The sequence below is a fragment of the Streptomyces sp. NPDC002773 genome, assembly GCF_040295605.1.
Taxonomy (GTDB): Bacteria; Actinomycetota; Actinomycetes; order Streptomycetales; family Streptomycetaceae; genus Streptomyces.
This window is the reverse complement of sequence record NZ_JBEOVO010000049.1, coordinates 1-16,374: the sequence shown is the minus strand read 5'-3', so window position 1 is coordinate 16,374 and position 16,374 is coordinate 1. Positions and strand designations below refer to the sequence as shown.

The 16,374-nt window shown below is 72.0% G+C and carries 15 protein-coding genes; 8 read left to right on the top strand and 7 right to left on the bottom strand.

From position 1 onward, the window contains the following. Positions 1–17 precede the first annotated feature (17 nt). Positions 18–1,220: a bifunctional adenosylcobinamide kinase/adenosylcobinamide-phosphate guanylyltransferase gene (locus tag ABT034_RS32920; RefSeq protein ID WP_351220759.1), complete on the bottom strand. Its 1,203-nt coding sequence runs from the start codon at positions 1,218–1,220 to the stop codon at positions 18–20. Between the two features lie 91 nt (positions 1,221–1,311). Here ABT034_RS32920 and ABT034_RS32915 point away from each other — a divergent pair, with 91 nt between their 5' ends. Next, a complete protein-coding gene (locus ABT034_RS32915; RefSeq protein WP_351220758.1) occupies positions 1,312–1,518 on the top strand; it encodes a hypothetical protein in 207 nt (68 codons plus the stop codon). Positions 1,519–1,622: 104 nt separating this feature from the next. On the opposite strand, the gene ABT034_RS32910 is transcribed toward ABT034_RS32915, so the two are convergent. From ABT034_RS32910 to ABT034_RS32900, 3 genes are all read right to left on the bottom strand, one after another. Further along, positions 1,623–2,696 carry a S1C family serine protease gene (locus ABT034_RS32910; RefSeq protein WP_351220757.1) on the bottom strand — a complete coding sequence of 358 codons (1,074 nt, stop codon included), beginning with the start codon at positions 2,694–2,696 and terminating at the stop codon, positions 1,623–1,625. Between the two features lie 147 nt (positions 2,697–2,843). Next, entirely contained in the window at positions 2,844–3,620 is a 777-nt protein-coding gene (locus ABT034_RS32905) for a class I SAM-dependent methyltransferase (RefSeq protein ID WP_351220756.1), read from the bottom strand. A gap of 65 nt (positions 3,621–3,685) precedes the next feature. Then, positions 3,686–4,291, bottom strand: a complete 606-nt coding sequence (locus tag ABT034_RS32900) for a DUF3043 domain-containing protein (RefSeq protein WP_351220755.1) — start codon at positions 4,289–4,291, stop codon at positions 3,686–3,688. A gap of 272 nt (positions 4,292–4,563) precedes the next feature. Here ABT034_RS32900 and ABT034_RS32895 point away from each other — a divergent pair, with 272 nt between their 5' ends. The 5 genes from ABT034_RS32895 (at position 4,564) to ABT034_RS32875 (ending at position 11,089) form a co-directional block, all read left to right on the top strand. Then, positions 4,564–5,361 (top strand): PspA/IM30 family protein, encoded by a 798-nt coding sequence (locus ABT034_RS32895; protein WP_351220754.1) that lies wholly within the window; start codon positions 4,564–4,566, stop codon positions 5,359–5,361. Positions 5,362–5,408: 47 nt separating this feature from the next. Then, positions 5,409–5,687, top strand: coding sequence for a PspA-associated protein PspAA (gene pspAA / locus ABT034_RS32890; protein ID WP_351220753.1), 279 nt, complete (start codon positions 5,409–5,411; stop codon positions 5,685–5,687). A 104-nt stretch (positions 5,688–5,791) separates the two neighbouring features. After that, positions 5,792–7,042 carry a sensor histidine kinase gene (locus tag ABT034_RS32885; RefSeq protein ID WP_351220752.1) on the top strand — a complete coding sequence of 417 codons (1,251 nt, stop codon included), beginning with the start codon at positions 5,792–5,794 and terminating at the stop codon, positions 7,040–7,042. Continuing rightward, positions 7,039–7,725 (top strand): response regulator, encoded by a 687-nt coding sequence (locus tag ABT034_RS32880; protein WP_351220751.1) that lies wholly within the window; start codon positions 7,039–7,041, stop codon positions 7,723–7,725. The genes ABT034_RS32885 and ABT034_RS32880 overlap by 4 nt, the downstream gene beginning before the upstream one ends. 187 nt (positions 7,726–7,912) lie before the next feature. Then, a complete protein-coding gene (locus ABT034_RS32875) occupies positions 7,913–11,089 on the top strand; it encodes an efflux RND transporter permease subunit (RefSeq protein WP_351220750.1) in 3,177 nt (1,058 codons plus the stop codon). A 67-nt stretch (positions 11,090–11,156) separates the two neighbouring features. Here the strand turns inward: ABT034_RS32875 and nadA are convergent, their stop codons facing one another. Further along, a complete protein-coding gene (gene nadA, locus ABT034_RS32870) occupies positions 11,157–12,353 on the bottom strand; it encodes a quinolinate synthase NadA (RefSeq protein WP_351220749.1) in 1,197 nt (398 codons plus the stop codon). 264 nt (positions 12,354–12,617) lie between these two features. Here nadA and ABT034_RS32865 point away from each other — a divergent pair, with 264 nt between their 5' ends. Then, a complete protein-coding gene (locus tag ABT034_RS32865) occupies positions 12,618–12,974 on the top strand; it encodes a HesB/IscA family protein (RefSeq protein ID WP_351220748.1) in 357 nt (118 codons plus the stop codon). Positions 12,975–13,055: 81 nt separating this feature from the next. On the opposite strand, the gene ABT034_RS32860 is transcribed toward ABT034_RS32865, so the two are convergent. Together ABT034_RS32860 and ABT034_RS32855 are read right to left on the bottom strand one after the other, a co-directional pair. Further along, positions 13,056–14,573: a hypothetical protein gene (locus ABT034_RS32860; RefSeq protein ID WP_351220747.1), complete on the bottom strand. Its 1,518-nt coding sequence runs from the start codon at positions 14,571–14,573 to the stop codon at positions 13,056–13,058. Between the two features lie 65 nt (positions 14,574–14,638). Further along, a complete protein-coding gene (locus ABT034_RS32855; RefSeq protein ID WP_351220746.1) occupies positions 14,639–14,845 on the bottom strand; it encodes a hypothetical protein in 207 nt (68 codons plus the stop codon). A gap of 164 nt (positions 14,846–15,009) precedes the next feature. On the opposite strand from ABT034_RS32855, the gene ABT034_RS32850 reads away from it, so the two are divergent. Then, the gene (locus tag ABT034_RS32850) at positions 15,010–15,984 is read left to right on the top strand and encodes a carbohydrate kinase family protein (protein ID WP_351220745.1); all 975 of its coding nucleotides are present in this window, start codon (positions 15,010–15,012) and stop codon (positions 15,982–15,984) included. Positions 15,985–16,374: the final 390 nt, after the last annotated feature.

The window sequence follows — 16,374 nt, the reverse complement described above, 5'->3', positions numbered from 1 at the left end:
CCTTCAGTGATCGCACCCTACCCGCGCAGCACCAGGGCCTGACCGGCGACCACGAGGAGGACCTCCTCGCACTCGTCGGCGAACGCCGCGTTCAGCCGGCCCAGCTCGTCCCGGAACCGCCGCCCCGCCGCCGTACCCGGCACCACCCCCGAACCGACCTCGTTCGTCACCGCGACGACGGTACGGCGGGTGGCCCGCACCGCCGCCACCAGCTCCGCCGTACGCTTCCGCAGCGCCCGCTGCCCACCGGCCGCCCACCGCTCGTCGTCCCAGGCGTCCACCCGGTCCATGGCGTCCGTCAGCCACAGCGACAGGCAGTCGACGAGCAGCGCCGGACCGTCCTCCTCAAGGAGCGGTACGAGGTCGCAGGTCTCGGCGGTACGCCAGGAACCCGGCCGCCGCTCCCGGTGCAGGCCCACCCGCTCCGCCCACTCCGGATCCCCCTCACGGCTGCCGCCCGTCGCCACGTAGAGGACCTCGGGGAAGGACTCGAGGCGCCGCTCGGCCTCCACGGACTTCCCCGACCGGGCCCCGCCGGTCACAAGCGTCCGCCGGGGCACGTCCGGCACCTCGTGGTAGTCGCCCACGTACAGCGTCGTCCCGTCCGGCACCGCCCGCGCGCCCGAGGCCGCGAGCCGCCGGTCCAGCTCGGCGCCCGTCGGCACGTCGTGGTCCAGATGCACCGCGATCACCTCGGTCACCGGGCCGACCGCCCCGGTCGCCCGCAGCCGGGCGAGGCCGTCCGGGCGGCCCGTCACATCGGCGACCACCATGTCGTACGGCACCCGGTGGTTCTCCGGCAGCCCGGCGACGGCCCCGCCCGGCGGCAGATAGAGCAGCCGCTCACCGTCCGCCGACGTCACCTCGTACCCCGTACCGGGGGAGTCCATCGGCACGGCCCGCACCCGGTGCCCGCTGATCAGCGTCAACTCCCGCCCGTCCGGCACCCGCCCGGCCGTCGGAAGCCCGGCGGGCACCTCGACGGCGGGCCCGTCGTGCGGATGCGTCAGCAGCACCTGCCGTACGCCCACGAGCGAATGGCCCGACCGTGCGGCCGCCAGCGCGGCCCCCGGGGTCAGATCGAGCAGCAGGGCCCCGTCCACGAGCAGCGCCGTCGCGGCGCGGGCCCGGGGTCCGCGGGAGAGCGCGCACACGGCGCAGGGGCAGTCGGGACGGGGGAGTCCGAGCGGGGCGCCGGTGCCGAGCAGAGTCAGTTCCACCCTCAGATCCTCCCGCGCCACCGCGAGCCGTGCGCGCCCGGCTACTCTGCGGGCAGGAAACCGATCATCCGGTGAGCGCCAGGAGGCGGACATGGCATGGACGTGGCGGTTCGAGAAGTCCGACGGCACGGAGGTCGAGCCGGTGGTGACCCCGGAGGAGTTCACCACCCAGGGCGACGCGGAAAGCTGGCTCGGCGAACACTGGCGTGACCTCCTGGGAGGCGGCGCGGCCCAGGTGACCCTCTCGGAGGACGACACGAAGATCTACGGCCCGATGCCCCTGAACGCGGAGGGCTAGAGCACCCGGCAACGGGGTGCGGGGGCCGGGCCCCCGCACCCCGGTCGGCGGCTGCGGACGCCGACGGCGTTCGGCCACCGACGAGACCCGGCCACGCGCCGGGCCTACATCTCGCCCAGCGTCACGTCCGTCTTCTCCGTGGCCGTCCCCCGGACGTACGTCACCGTCACCTTCTCGCCCGGCCGGCGCGAGGCCAGCGCCTCCGACAGGGACGTGATCGTCGTGATGTCCGTGTCGCCGAGCCGCGTGATCACGTCCCCCGGCTTCAGGCCCGCCCGCCCCGCCGCCCCACCCGCCGGCGCCTCGACCACGGCCACGCCCGCCGGCTCGTAGTCGTCGTCGAGCACCGTACGCCCGGTGATGTTCAGGGCAGCCCGGCCCGAGTCCGTCACCTTGCCGTCCTTGATGATCTGGTCCGCGACGGTCCGCACCATCGACGCGGGGATCGCGAACCCGATCCCGGGCGCCGAACCACCGCCCAGCTCCGGATCCGTCGCCGCGAGCGTCGGGATCCCGATGACCTCGCTGTCCAGGTTCACCAGCGCGCCCCCGCTGTTGCCCGGGTTGATCGCGGCCGACGTCTGGACCATGTTCCCGATGGTCGCGCCCGTGCCGCCGCCCGTCCGCCCCTCGCTGACCGTCCGGCCGGTCGCCGAGACGATGCCCTGGGTCACGCTGCCGGAGAGGCCGAGCGGTGAGCCCATCGCCAGCACGATCTGCCCCATGTCGACGGTCGTCGAGTTGCCGAACTTCGCCGGCTTGAGGCCCTGCGGCACGGACGCGAGCCTGATCACCGCCAGGTCCTGCTCGGGGTACGAGGAGACGAGCCGGGCGGTCACCGGCTGCCCGCCGGTGGCGGCGGTGACCTTGAAGGTCTTCTCCTGGCCGACGACGTGCGCGTTGGTGACGATGTGCCCCTTGCCGTCGTAGACGACCCCGGAGCCGAGGCTGTTCGCCGCGTCGATCTGCACGACCGACGGCAGGACGTTCTTGATGACGGCCCGGTAGTCGTCCTGGAGGTCGTTGGCGGCGAGCGGCGCCGCCGCCTGGGTGGAGCGCTCACGCGCGGGCGTGTCCCCGGCGGAGGAGCAGCCGCTGACGAGCGCGACGGCGCAGGCCGCGGCGGTCAGGGGGAGGAGGAGACGTGGGGTACGGGCATGGGCACGGGATACGTCCATGTCCGGAGTATCCGTTTCATCCTCGCCCAGGGCCCGACGAACGCACCCGATCAGGGACCCCGAGCCCCGACCCGCCAGGCCCGGAACGACCAGGCCCGGAACCGCTGGGCCCCGACCCGCCAGGCCCCGCCCCCGCCACGCCCCGTCTCAGCCCCGTACCCCGCACAGGTGCAGCAGCGCCGCCACCCGCCGGTACGGTTCCGTGCGGCCCGCCCGGTCCTCGGCGGCGAGCAGCCGGTCCAGCTCCTCGGCGGCCGGCAGGCCCGCCTCGGCCGGGACGCCGTCCGTGAAGACCCGTACCCCGTACCAGGCGTGCAGCGGCGCCGCGATCCCCGCGAGCGTCGCCGTCAGCGCGTCGAGCCGGTCGGCCCGCACCTTCACGCCGAGGTCGTCCGTGTAGACGTCCGAGTCGAAGCCGCCGAGCGCCCCCGACCAGTCGCCGGCGAGCCCCGGCCGCATGGCCAGGGCGTCCGCGTTCCGCACGACCAGGGAGAGCAACCCGCCGGGGGCCAGCATCCGGGCCAGGCCGGCGAGCAGCGCGTCCGGCTCGTCCGCGTACATCAGGACGCCGTGGCAGAGGACCACGTCGAAGCTGCCGGGCAGGAAGTGGACGCCGGTCTCGCGGCCGTCGCCCTCGATGAGCCGGACCCGTTCACGGATCCCGGCGGGCTCCGTCGCCAGCGACTCACGGGCCGTCTTCAGCAGGTCGGGATCGGCCTCGAGGCCGGTCACCGTGTGCCCCGCGCGCGCGAGACGCAGGGCCTGTGTGCCCTGGCCCATGCCCGCGTCGAGGATCCGCAGCCGCTGCCCCACGGGGTAGCGGCCGGATATCTGCTCGTCGAGCTGGCGGGCGACGATCTCCTGCCGGATGGTGTCGCGCAGCCCGCCGGACCCGGCGGGCCAGTGCGCGACGGCGGGCAGCACCGGGCCGCCCGCCGCAGAGGTCGCCGCGCCGAAAGCACCCCCGACGGGCTCCGAACTGTTGGCGCTCAGGGCCGCTCTCCGCGCTTGACCTGCGGCTTCGGAAGCCGCAGTCGGCGCATCTGGAGCGTGCGCATCAGGCCGTAGGCGATCGCGCCGCGCTTCGGCTCGTTCGGGAAGCGCTCGGCCAGCTGCTTCCGCAGCCGGAGCCAGATGCCGATCGAGTCGATGACGATCAGGATGATCACACCGAGCCAGAGCAGCAGGGAGATGTTCTGCAACGACCGGTTGGTGTTGCCGAACAGCGACAGCACGAGGATCACCACGGCCATCGGCAGGAAGAACTCGGCGATCGCGAACCGCGAGTCGACGAAATCGCGCACGAAGCGGCGGACCGGACCCTTGTCGCGGGCCGGCAGATAACGCTCGTCGCCACTCGCCAGCGCCTCGCGCTGACGGGCCAGGTCGGAGCGGCGTGCCTCGCGCTGGCGCTTGGCGGCCTCCTTGCGGTCGGTCGGCACCGTCGCGGCGCGACGGCGCTGGGTCTGCGCGTCGCTCCGCTTCGGGGTCGGGCGGCCCTTGGGGGCCTCGGGGTCGCGGGGCTGCTTGGTGGAGAGGTCCGCCGTCACCTTGTCGGTGGGGGCCTTCTCGTCCTTCGAACGGCTACGGAACACAAAACCCAAGGGTACGGGGTGGTGGGCATGAACCCCATGCCGCCCGGGAACGATCCGCTAACGGACTGCGTCTTCGGCGGTACGCGGGGCGGACACGCGGGGTTTCCCCTAGATCCATCTACACCCTGCGCGGGAGGGGGGAGTACGCACAGTCGTCCTTGGGGAGGAGCACATCCCGCTCCGAACAGTGCGGTAATGGAGACAGGGCCCGTACTGTGGATCCTGTCGAAGAGCTGGAGCCGAAGTCCGTCAGAAGGGGGCGCGCGAAGCCCATGAGCGGTGTCATGAAGCGTATGGGGATGATCTTCCGCGCGAAGGCGAACAAGGCCCTTGACCGGGCCGAGGATCCGCGCGAGACACTCGATTACTCCTACCAGAAGCAGCTGGAGCTGCTGCAGAAGGTGCGGCGGGGCGTCGCCGACGTCGCCACCTCCCGCAAGCGGCTCGAACTCCAGCTGAACCAGCTGCAGGGCCAGTCCGCCAAGCTGGAGGACCAGGGCCGCAAGGCGCTGGCGCTCGGCCGCGAGGACCTGGCGCGTGAGGCGCTGTCCCGGCGTGCCGCGCTCCAGCAGCAGGTCAGCGACCTGGAGGTGCAGCACCAGACGCTGCAGGGCGAGGAGGAGAAGCTCACCCTCGCCGCCCAGCGTCTCCAGGCCAAGGTGGACGCCTTCCGCACCAAGAAGGAGACCATCAAGGCGACGTACACGGCGGCCCAGGCGCAGACCAGGATCGCCGAGTCCTTCTCCGGCATCTCGGAGGAGATGAGCGACGTCGGTCTCGCGATCCAGCGGGCCGAGGACAAGACCGCCCAGCTCCAGGCGCGCGCGGGCGCGATCGACGAGCTGCTCGCCTCGGGAGCCCTGGACGACCAGTCGGGTCTCGCGAAGGACGACATCCAGGCGGAGCTGGACCGGCTCTCCGGCGGTACGGACGTCGAGCTGGAGCTCCAGCGGATGAAGGCGGAACTGGCCGGCGGCCCGTCGGCGCAGCAGCAGTCGATCGAGGGCGGCGGCGCGGCCGCGCCGCAGGACCAGGCGCAGCAGCAGTCCCACCCGCGCTTCGAGAAGTAGTCGAGGCGGAAGCGAACCGCTGAAGCAGGCGACAGACAGGACGCGTCATGATCGTACGGATCATGGGGGAGGGCCAGTGGAAGCTGGCCGACAGCCACTTCGTCGAGCTGAACCAGCTCGACGACGAGTTGCTCGAAGAGATGGAATCGGGGGACGGGGAAGGGTTCCGGCGCACGCTGGGCGCCCTCCTCGACGCGGTCCGGCGGCTCGGTGAGCCACTGCCGGACGACGCCCTCGAACCCTCGGAGCTCATCCTCCCCGCGCCGGACGCGAGCCTCGACGAGGTCAGGGCGATGCTCTCCGACGACGGCCTGATCCCGGGCTGACGCACGACCACCGCTGTCCCGCCGCCCCCACGGGGGAGGCGGGACAGCGCGTTCTCCGGCCACGGCCGACCGACCCACCGCACCGCCCCGTACCGTTGTCCCCCGTGACCCCCACCGGCCCCGCCACCGGCACGCTCTACCTCCGCCTCCGCGACTGGTTCCGCGACCACCCGCTCGCCTTCGACGCGACGGTCGCGTTCGGCGCGCTCGTCTGCATGGTCGCCGGGTCCTTCACCGACCCCCACGGCAGCCCGCACGGACCGACCTTCGGTGACCACGCGCCCGATGCCTGGAGCGTGCTGATCATGGTCGCCGGGGCCGCCGCGCTCGTCCTGCGCCGGCGCTTCCCCTTCCGCGTGCTCTGCTTCACCGTGACGATCTGCCTCTTCGAGCTCGTCAACGACACCCGGCCCGCCCCCATCGCGATGAGCGCCGTCGTCGCGCTCTACACCGTCGCCTCCCGCACCGACCGCCCCACCACCTGGCGCGTCGGCCTCGTCACGATGGCGGTGCTCACCGCCGCCGCCATGATCTTCGGCCCGACCAACTGGTACGCGCAGGAGAACCTCGGCGTCTTCGCCTGGACCGGCATGGCGGCCGCCGCCGGGGACGCGGTCCGCAGCCGCCGGGCCTTCGTCGACGCGATACGGGAGCGGGCCGAGCGGGCCGAGCGGACCCGCGAGGAGGAGGCCGGGCGCCGGGTCGCGGAGGAGAGGCTGCGGATCGCCCGCGACCTCCACGACGTCGTCGCCCACCACATCGCCCTGGTCAACGTCCAGGCCGGCGTCGCCGCCCACGTCATGGACAAGCGCCCGGACCAGGCCAAGGAGGCCCTCGCGCACGTACGGGAGGCCAGCCGTTCCGCCCTGGACGAGCTGCGCGCCACCGTCGGCCTGCTGCGCCAGTCCGGCGACCCCGAGGCGCCCACCGAACCGGCCCCCGGCCTCGCCGTGCTCGACGGACTGCTCGACAGCTTCCGCAAGGCCGGACTCCCCGTCGCCCTGGCCCGTACCGACGGGGAGAAACCGCTGCCCGCGGCCGTCGACCTGGCCGCGTACAGGATCGTGCAGGAGGCCCTGACCAACGTCCGCAAGCACGCCGGACCGGACGCCGAGGCGGAGGTGAGCGTCGTCCGGGTGGGCCGTACGGTCGAGATCACCGTCCTCGACAACGGCAGCCCCCCGGCCGCCCCGGAGCCGGCCCCCGCCGGCGCCCACGGCGGCCACGGCCTGCTCGGCATGCGGGAACGCGTCGGCGCGCTCGGCGGCACCCTCACCGCCGCCCCCCGGTACGGCGGCGGCTTCCGGGTCCAGGCGATACTGCCGGTGACGTCCCGTACGGGGGAGGACACATGACCATCCGGGTGCTGCTCGCCGACGACCAGGCCCTGCTCCGCAGCGCCTTCAAGGTCCTGGTGGACTCCGAACCGGACATGGAGGTCGTCGGCGAGGCCGCCGACGGCGCCCAGGCCGTCGCCTTCGCCCGCTCCGAGCGGCCCGACGTCGTCCTGATGGACATCCGGATGCCGGGCACGGACGGCCTCGCGGCCACCCGCCTCATCACCGCCGACCCCGAGCTTTCCGACGTACGGATCGTCATGCTGACCACGTTCGAGGTCGACGAGTACGTCGTGCAGTCGCTGCGCGCCGGTGCCTCCGGCTTCCTCGGCAAGGGCGCCGAGCCCGAGGAGCTGCTCGGCGCGATCCGGATCGCGCACGCGGGCGAGGCGCTGCTGTCCCCGGCGGCCACCAAGGGCCTGATCGCCACGTTCCTCGCGCAGGGCGCCGGCGCGGCGACCGTGGACGGCGGCGGGGCCAGGACCGAGCGGCTCGCCGCGCTCACCGCCCGGGAGCGGGAGGTCCTCGTGCTCGTCGGGGGCGGACTGTCCAACGACGAGATCGCCGAGCGGCTCGACGTCAGCCCGCTCACCGTGAAGACCCACGTCAACCGGACCATGGCCAAACTGGGCGCCCGCGACCGGGCCCAGCTGGTGGTCACGGCCTACGAATCCGGACTGGTACGTCCACGGGTGGAGTGACCGGGGAGCCCGGCGTACTCCAGACGCGGTATGCGCGGGATAAGGATGTGGACCCGGGGGCCGAGGACTTTTGGCCACCGATGGCAGATCGTATGGACGGGGGGCACCTCCGGCGGACCCAACGGGTCCGGGCCGGGGTCTTGGCTGCTCCCGCCCGTCGACGAGTACGCCACAGAAGAGAGACCCCATGTCCTGGCTGTCCAGATTCAGCCTCGCGCAGCGGGCCCTGATCGGGCTGATGTCCATCGTCGCGATCGTGTTCGGCGCGATCGCGATACCGCAGCTGAAGCAGCAGTTGTTCCCCTCGATCGAGCTGCCGATGGTCTCGGTCCTCGCCCCGTACCAGGGTGCCTCTCCGGATGTGGTCGAGAAGCAGGTCGTCGAGCCCCTGGAGAGCAACCTGAAGGCCGTCGACGGCCTGAAGTCGGTCACCTCCACCGCCTCCGAGGGCATGGCCGTCGTCATGGCCTCCTTCGACTACGGCGACGAGTCGACGAAGCAGCTCGTCGCCGACGTCCAGCAGGCCGTCAACCGGGCCCGCGCGCAGCTGCCCGACTCCGTCGACCCGCAGGTGATCGCCGGCTCGACGGACGACATGCCGACCGTCGTCCTCGCCGCCGCGTCCGACAAGGACCCGCAGGCGCTCGCCGACCAGCTGGAGCGGACCGTCGTCCCCGCCCTCGAAGGCATCGAGGGCGTCGGCCAGGTCTCCGTCTCCGGCGTCCAGGACCTCCAGGTCTCCGTCACCCCGGACGAGCGCAAACTCGCCGCGGCCGGGCTCAGCACCATGAAGCTCGCCGAGGCCCTGCGCTCCGGCGGCGGCACGATGCCGGCCGGCTCCTTCGCCGAGGACGGCAAGAACCGCACGATCCAGGTCGGCGGCGGCTACACCTCGCTGCGGCAGATCGAGGACCTGCGCATCCCGGCGGCCGTCCCCGGCAAGGGCAAGGCCGTCCGCCTCGGTGACGTGGCGACCGTCCGCCAGGAGGAGTCGCAGCGCGTCTCCCTCACCCGTACCAACGGCAAGCCCAGCCTCGCCGTCATGGCCACCATGGACAAGGACGGCAGCGCCGTCGCGATCTCCGACGCCGTCGAGGAGAAGCTGCCCGAGCTGCGCCGCGACCTGGGCGCGGGCGCCGAGCTGACCGTCGTGTCCGACCAGGGCCCGGCCGTCGCGAAGGCCGTCGCCGGGCTGACCACCGAGGGTGCGCTCGGTCTCGTCATGGCCGTCCTGGTGATCCTGGTCTTCCTGACGTCGATCCGCTCGACCCTGGTGACCGCGGTCTCCATCCCGCTCTCGGTCGTCCTCGCCCTCATCGTGCTGTGGACGCGTGACCTCTCGCTGAACATGCTGACGCTCGGTGCGCTGACCATCGCCATCGGCCGGGTCGTCGACGACTCGATCGTGGTCCTGGAGAACATCAAGCGCCACCTCGGCTACGGCGAGGAGCGCCGGTCCGCGATCCTCACGGCGGTCCGCGAGGTGGCGGGCGCCGTCACCTCCTCGACCCTCACCACCGTCGCCGTCTTCCTGCCCATCGGTCTCACCGGCGGCATGATCGGCGAGCTGTTCGGCTCGTTCTCGCTGACGGTCACGGCGGCCCTGCTCGCCTCGCTGCTCGTCTCCCTGACCGTGGTCCCCGTCCTCTCGTACTGGTTCCTCCGCGCCCCCAAGGGCACGTCGGAGGACCTGGCGGAGGCCCGCAGGCTGGCCGAGGAGAAGGAGGAGAAGAGCCGCCTCCAGCGCCTGTACGTACCGGTCCTGCGGTTCGCGACCCGGCGCCGGATCATGAGCCTGGGCATCGCGCTCGCCGTCCTGGTCGTCACCTTCGGCATGGCCCCGCTCCTGAAGACGAACTTCTTCGACCAGGGCGAGCAGGAGGTCCTGAGCATCCAGCAGGAGCTGCCGCCCGGCACCGGACTCGACGCCTCCGACGCGGCCGCGAAGAAGATCGAGAAGCTCCTCGCGGAGACCGAGGGCGTCAAGGACTACCAGGTCAACGTCGGCTCCTCCGGCTTCATGGCGGCCTTCGGCGGCGGCACCGGCACCAACCAGGCCTCGTACAAGGTCAGCCTGGAGGACGCCGACGCGTACGAGAAGACCCGAGCCGCCATCGAGAAGGGCCTCGGCGCCCTCGACGGGATCGGCGACACCACGATCTCGGCCGGCGACGGCTTCGGCAGCCAGGACCTGAGCGTGGTCGTCAAGGCCGCCGACGCGGAGGTCCTCAAGAAGGCCTCCGAGCAGGTCCGGACGGCGATCGCCGGGCTCAAGGACGTCACCGACGTCCAGAGCGACCTGTCGCAGTCCGTGCCGCGCATCTCCGTCACGGCGAAGCCCGCGGCGGCCGACGCCGGGTTCGACTCGGCCTCGCTCGGCATGGTCGTCGCCCAGGCCGTCCGCGGCACCCCGGCCGCCAAGGCGATCCTCGACGACAGCGAGCGGGACGTCCTCCTCACCTCGGCGCGGCCCGTCACCACCCTGGCCGGGCTCAAGGCCCTGCCCCTCGGCCCGGTGAAGCTGGGCGACATCGCCACCGTCGAACTCGTCCCCGGCCCGGTCTCCATGACCCGGATCGACGGCGCCCGCGCCGCGACGATCACGGCCAAGCCGACCGGTGACAACACCGGCGCGGTGAGCGCCGCGCTCCAGTCGGAGATCAACAAGCTCGATCTGCCCGAGGGCGCCACCGCCACCATCGGCGGTGTCTCCGAGGACCAGTCCGAGGCCTTCCTCAACCTGTTCCTCGCGATGCTCGCGGCCATCGCGATCGTCTTCATGCTGCTCGTCGCGACCTTCAGGTCGCTGATCCAGCCGCTGATCCTGCTGGTCTCGATCCCGTTCGCGGCGACCGGCGCGATCGGTTTGCTCGTGGTCACCGACACCGCGATGGGCGTCCCGGCGATGATCGGCATGCTGATGCTCATCGGCATCGTCGTCACCAACGCGATCGTCCTGATCGACCTGATCAACCAGTACCGGGCGCAGGGGCTCGGCGTCGTCGAAGCGGTGATCGAGGGCGGCCGGCACCGGCTCCGCCCGATCCTGATGACGGCCCTGGCGACGATCTTCGCCCTGCTGCCGATGGCCCTCGGCATCACCGGCGAGGGCGGCTTCATCGCCCAGCCGCTGGCCGTGGTGGTGATCGGCGGTCTGATCACCTCGACGCTGCTGACCCTGCTCCTCGTCCCGACGCTCTACGCGATGGTGGAGCTCCGCAAGGAGCGCCGCGCGGAGAGGAAGGCGGCGAAGAAGGACGCGGCGAAGAAGGACGCGGAGAAGAAGAAGGGCGACACGACGGACAACCCGGACCAGCCCGAGGTCTCCCCGCTTGACGCGACTCTCCTGAACCTCCTGGACTGAGTCGGACATGGCGAAGGGCGCCCCGCGATCGTGCGGGGCGCCCTTCGGCGTATACGGGGGAGAACCGTTACGGCAGAGCGAGCATCCGCTCAAGGGCCAGCTTCGCGAAGCTCTCCGTTTCCTTGTCGACCTGGATCTGGTTGACGAGGTTGCCCTCGGCCAGGGACTCCAGGGTCCACACCAGGTGCGGCAGGTCGATGCGGTTCATGGTCGAGCAGAAGCAGACCGTCTTGTCGAGGAAGACGATCTCCTTGTCCTGGTCGGCGAATCGGTTCGCCAGACGGCGGACCAGGTTCAGCTCCGTGCCGATCGCCCACTTGGAACCGGCCGGGGCCGCCTCCAGGGTGTTGATGATGTACTCGGTCGAGCCCACGTAGTCCGCGGCGGCGACGACCTCGTGGCGGCACTCGGGGTGGACGAGCACGTTCACCCCGGGGATGCGCTCGCGCACGTCGTTCACCGAGTCCAGCGAGAAGCGGCCGTGCACCGAGCAGTGACCCCGCCACAGGATCATCTTGGCGGCGCGCAGCTCCTCGACGGTCAGTCCGCCGTTGGGCTTGTGCGGGTTGTAGAGCACGCAGTCGTCCAGGGACATGCCCATGTCGCGGACGGCGGTGTTCCGGCCCAGGTGCTGGTCGGGCAGGAAGAGCACCTTCTCGCCCTGCTCGAACGCCCAGTCCAGGGCCCGCTCGGCGTTGGACGAGGTGCAGATGGTGCCCCCGTGCTTGCCGGTGAAGGCCTTGATGTCGGCCGAGGAGTTCATGTACGAGACGGGCACGACCTGCTCGGCGATGCCGGCCTCGGTCAGCACGTCCCAGCACTCGGCGACCTGCTCGGCGGTGGCCATGTCGGCCATCGAGCAGCCGGCCGCCAGGTCGGGCAGGACGACCTTCTGGTCGTCGCCGGTGAGGATGTCGGCCGACTCGGCCATGAAGTGCACACCGCAGAAGACGATGTACTCGGCCTCGGGCTTGGCCGCCGCGTCACGCGCGAGCTTGAAGGAGTCACCGGTGACGTCGGCGAACTGGATGACCTCGTCACGCTGGTAGTGGTGGCCGAGCACGAAGACCTTGTCCCCGAGCTTCTCCTTGGCCGCGCGGGCGCGCTCCACGAGGTCCGGGTCGGAGGGCGACGGCAGATCGCCGGGACACTCCACTCCGCGCTCGCTCTTCGGGTCGGCCTCGCGACCGAGCAGGAGCAGGGCGAGCGGCGTCGGCTGTACGTCGAGTTCAGGACGGGCTTGGGCCGTGGTCACGTCACGCACCCTTTCTTCGGGGGGAGCCTTCGGGGGATGCTTTTCGTCGAAATGACGCTATCTATCATAACCGCTTCACGTCACGTTGACGATGGCCATAGTGTCGATGTGACGAATTCGCGGTCCCCGCAGCTGGACTTCGGCCGTCCCCGCTCCTGGACAGGGTGTGCGAGCATGAAGGGAGAAAGACCCCACACGGCCCGGAATGAATCCGGGGCACCGTCGGTTGCAACCGTCGGCAAGCAGTCTCCGTACACACCGGGAGAGAAGCAGATGTCCGTATCGGACGAGAAGACCACTGTCAGCGACGGCATCCTCCTGTCCGACGCCGCCGCGGGCAAGGTCAAGGCCCTCCTCGAACAGGAAGGCCGCGAGGACCTGGCCCTGCGCGTCGCCGTTCAGCCCGGCGGCTGCTCCGGCCTGCGTTACCAGCTGTTCTTCGACGAGCGTTCGCTCGACGGCGATGTCGTGAAGGACTTCGACGGCGTCAAGGTCGTCACCGACCGCATGAGCGCCCCGTACCTCGGCGGTGCCTCGATCGACTTCGTCGACACCATCGAGAAGCAGGGCTTCACCATCGACAACCCGAACGCCACGGGCTCCTGCGCCTGCGGTGACTCGTTCAGCTAAGCAGCACACGCTGTACGTGTGAGGGCGGCGGCCCGGGAGCGATCCCGGGCCGCCGCCCTCATGTGTGCCGCCGGACCGGACTCAGCGGCGCGGCACCGCTTCCCCGCTGGCCGCGTCCACCACGGGCCGGTCGCCGAGCGGACTTCCGAGCGTCACGGTCCGCGTGATCTCCTTGGCGACCATGATGCAGACCCGGTCCTGGTCGATCGGCTTCTCGGCGATCCGCACCGACACCTGCGCCGGGGTCTCCTCGGCCGTCACGGTGTACGTGCTGCACACCCCGCCCCAGAAGGTGACCGTCAGCTTCCGGCCGGTCTCGTCCGCACGGAACGACTCGACCTGCCGCGGCTTCGCCGTACCGTCCTCGGGAGCCGGCGTGGGCGTCGGCGTCGGCGAGGGCTTCGACGGCGGTGCCAGGTGCTCCGGCGCCACCGCCGTCCGCACCACCGTGTACGGCGCCGCGTCCGCCGGGTCCGCGGTGAACAGCCACGACGGTACGAGCAGCCGCCCGCCGGCCGTGTCCCGCGCGGCCAGACCGAGCACCGCGCCCGTCACCGGCACCTGATCAGGGGCCGCCCCGTCCACGATCGTCTGGCAGGGTGCGGTCGGCTCCGCCTTCCCGGGGGCCGGTGTCCGCGTGTCTTCCTTCTCGATGCCGGGCACGTCCGCGGCCGGCGGGGCCGTGTCGCAGTGGCCGATACCGATCGGACCGGTGCCCTTCGAGTCCTCGTTGAGCGCGGCGAGCGCCTTCGCCGCGCCGACCACCGGATACGTGGCGCCCTCGACCGGCTCCTTGAGCATCCCGCTCCCGGCGACCGGCCGGCCGTCCCGCGCGATGTGCAGCCCCGTGGACCAGCCGTAGGTCGGCAGGCCGCCCACCACCGGGTCGGCGTTGACCACCCGTACCGAACCGTTCATCACCTGGGTCGCGGTGACCTTCGCGTCGTCCTGCCCGAGCGCCTTCAGGACGGGCGCGGCCGCCGCCTTCGCCGCGGCCTCGCTCAGCGGCGTACCGCCCGGTGCGGGCTTCGTCTCTCCCGGCGGCGGGCAGGCCTTGCCCTTGAGGCAGGTGTCACCGGCCGGGCCGCCGTCGTACCAGGAGTACGTCCAGTTCCCCGGTGCCTTGTGCGCCACGTCGAGGCGGGGCCCCGAACCGTCCTTCTCGGGCCTGATCGTCCAGACCTCGCCCACCAGGGCGGGGCTCCCGGACATGCCCAGCGCCTGCGCCAGCCTGGTCACCTCCGCCGAGGTGACCAGGCCCTCGGGCCGGTGGACCGCGGCCGAGGAGGGCCCCTGGGGGAGTGGGCCCTTGGCTGTGTAGACGGTCCCGTGGGGACCGCCTCCGGGGTCCGGCTCGCCGGGAGCGATCCCGGGGCCGCCCCGCGTACTGCCGCTACCGCTGCCGCCGCCGTCGCCGTCCAGGCGCAGCGGCGGGGGCGGTCCGGCCGCGTCGGCGGCCCGGGAGGCGCCGCCGTCGCCGCCGTCACCGGACGCCGTGGTGGCGAGGTAGACGCCACCGCCGCCGGCGAGCAGCACACCCGCCGCCACCGAGGCGGCCAGGGCGTTCCGTCGCCTCCGTACGTTCTCCGTACCGCTCACCGCAAGCTCCCTCTCCTCGACCGGACGCCGATGGGACGGAGCGGGCGCGCTCGCGGTTCCGTCCGTCAGCCCCCGTATTCCGCGGTGGCGTCGATCAGCCGGGCCGAGGCCGCCGGAACGACGACCCCGTGGATCAGCGTGGGGGAGACCGGAGCAGGGGCCGGGGAGACCGGGGTCACCCAGTGCGGAGCCATGCGCGCGCCGGCGCCGCGCAGGTCGGCGAGGCTCAACTCCGGCTCGTGTCGCTCGCGGGGAGCGGGGTACGTGGTCATGGGCGCACCGTATGCACCGCACGCCCCCGGGGAAAAGGCCTACTCTGGGGTAGTTTCCGCTGTCAGTAGCCGCGCCCCCACCCGGTAGCGTGGACCGACCGCCGTCGTCGACCGTCCGTCGCCCTCGACGCCCCTCCAATCGAATCCCGCAGGAGCACCCCGCCGTGCGTATCGCAGTCACCGGCTCCATCGCCACCGACCACCTCATGACCTTCCCCGGCCGGTTCGCCGACCAGCTCGTGGCCGACCAGCTCCACACGGTGTCCCTCTCCTTCCTCGTCGACAACCTCGACGTCCGGCGCGGGGGCGTCGGCCCCAACATCTGCTTCGGCATGGGGCAGCTCGGCGGCACCCCGATCCTCGTGGGCGCGGCGGGCTACGACTTCGACGAGTACCGAGGCTGGCTCGACCGGCACGGCGTCGACACGAACTCGGTGCGCATCTCCGAGGTACTGCACACCGCGCGCTTCGTCTGCACCACCGACAAGGACCACAACCAGATCGGCTCGTTCTACACGGGGGCGATGAGCGAGGCCCGGCTGATCGAGCTCAAGGCCGTCGCCGACCGGGTGGGCGGGCTCGACCTGGTCCTGATCGGCGCCGACGACCCCGAGGCGATGCTCCGCCACACGGAGGAGTGCAAGACGCGGGGGATCCCCTTCGCCGCCGACTTCTCGCAGCAGATCGCCCGCATGGGCGGCGACGACATCCGCACCCTCCTCGAAGGCGCGGCCTACCTCTTCTCCAACGAGTACGAGAAGGGCCTCATCGAGTCCAAGACGGGCTGGACCGACGCCGAGATCCTCTCCCGCGTCGGGCACCGCGTCACCACGCTCGGCTCGCGCGGTGTGCGGATCGAGCGGGTCGGCGAGGACCCGATCGAGGTCGGCTGCCCCGAGGAGACGGCGAAGGTCGACCCGACGGGCGTCGGCGACGCGTTCCGGGCGGGGTTCCTCACGGGGCTGTCGTGGGGTGTCGGTCTGGAGCGGGCGGCGCAGGTCGGGTGCATGCTGGCGACGCTGGTGATCGAGACGCTGGGGACGCAGGAGTACACGCTGCGGCGGGCCAACTTCATGGACCGCTTCAAGAAGGCATACGGCGAAGAGGCAACCGCAGAAGTCCAGTCCCACCTGAACTAACCCCCACACACCGCACCCGACCGGGCATCCGCCCCACCGGGCCAGCGCCCACCCCGTTGCGGGCCTTCGTTCCGCCGGGACGGCGCCCACCCGCCCCGCTCCCGCCCACCCCGTTGTGGGCAACTGTTCCGCCGGGGCGGCGCCCACCCGCCCGCACCCCGCCGCGGGCACAACGCCCGGCGGCGGACCCCAGCCCCGCCACCCCCGTTGTGGGCAACTGTTCCGCGGGGGCGGTGCCCGCCCGCCCGCACCCCGCCGCGGGCACAACGCCCGGTCGGCGCCCACCCGCCCCGCCCCCTCGTTGTGGGCAACTGTTCCGCTGGGGCGGAACGGGTGGGCACAACGGAACGGCGCCCCTTGCCGGGCCTAGGCTTCCGCGCCTGTACCCGC

What these genes read in the sequence shown, in the direction of transcription:
- ABT034_RS32915 (WP_351220758.1), top strand. Translation starts at nt 1,312, where the DNA reads ATGGCATGGACGTGGCGGTTCGAGAAGTCCGACGGCACGGAGGTCGAG.
- ABT034_RS32865 (WP_351220748.1), top strand. Translation starts at nt 12,618, where the DNA reads ATGTCCGTATCGGACGAGAAGACCACTGTCAGCGACGGCATCCTCCTG.
- pspAA (WP_351220753.1), top strand. Translation starts at nt 5,409, where the DNA reads ATGATCGTACGGATCATGGGGGAGGGCCAGTGGAAGCTGGCCGACAGC.
- ABT034_RS32875 (WP_351220750.1), top strand. Translation starts at nt 7,913, where the DNA reads ATGTCCTGGCTGTCCAGATTCAGCCTCGCGCAGCGGGCCCTGATCGGG.
- ABT034_RS32910 (WP_351220757.1), bottom strand. Translation starts at nt 2,696, where the DNA reads ATGGACGTATCCCGTGCCCATGCCCGTACCCCACGTCTCCTCCTCCCC.
- ABT034_RS32895 (WP_351220754.1), top strand. Translation starts at nt 4,564, where the DNA reads ATGAGCGGTGTCATGAAGCGTATGGGGATGATCTTCCGCGCGAAGGCG.
- ABT034_RS32855 (WP_351220746.1), bottom strand. Translation starts at nt 14,845, where the DNA reads ATGACCACGTACCCCGCTCCCCGCGAGCGACACGAGCCGGAGTTGAGC.
- ABT034_RS32880 (WP_351220751.1), top strand. Translation starts at nt 7,039, where the DNA reads ATGACCATCCGGGTGCTGCTCGCCGACGACCAGGCCCTGCTCCGCAGC.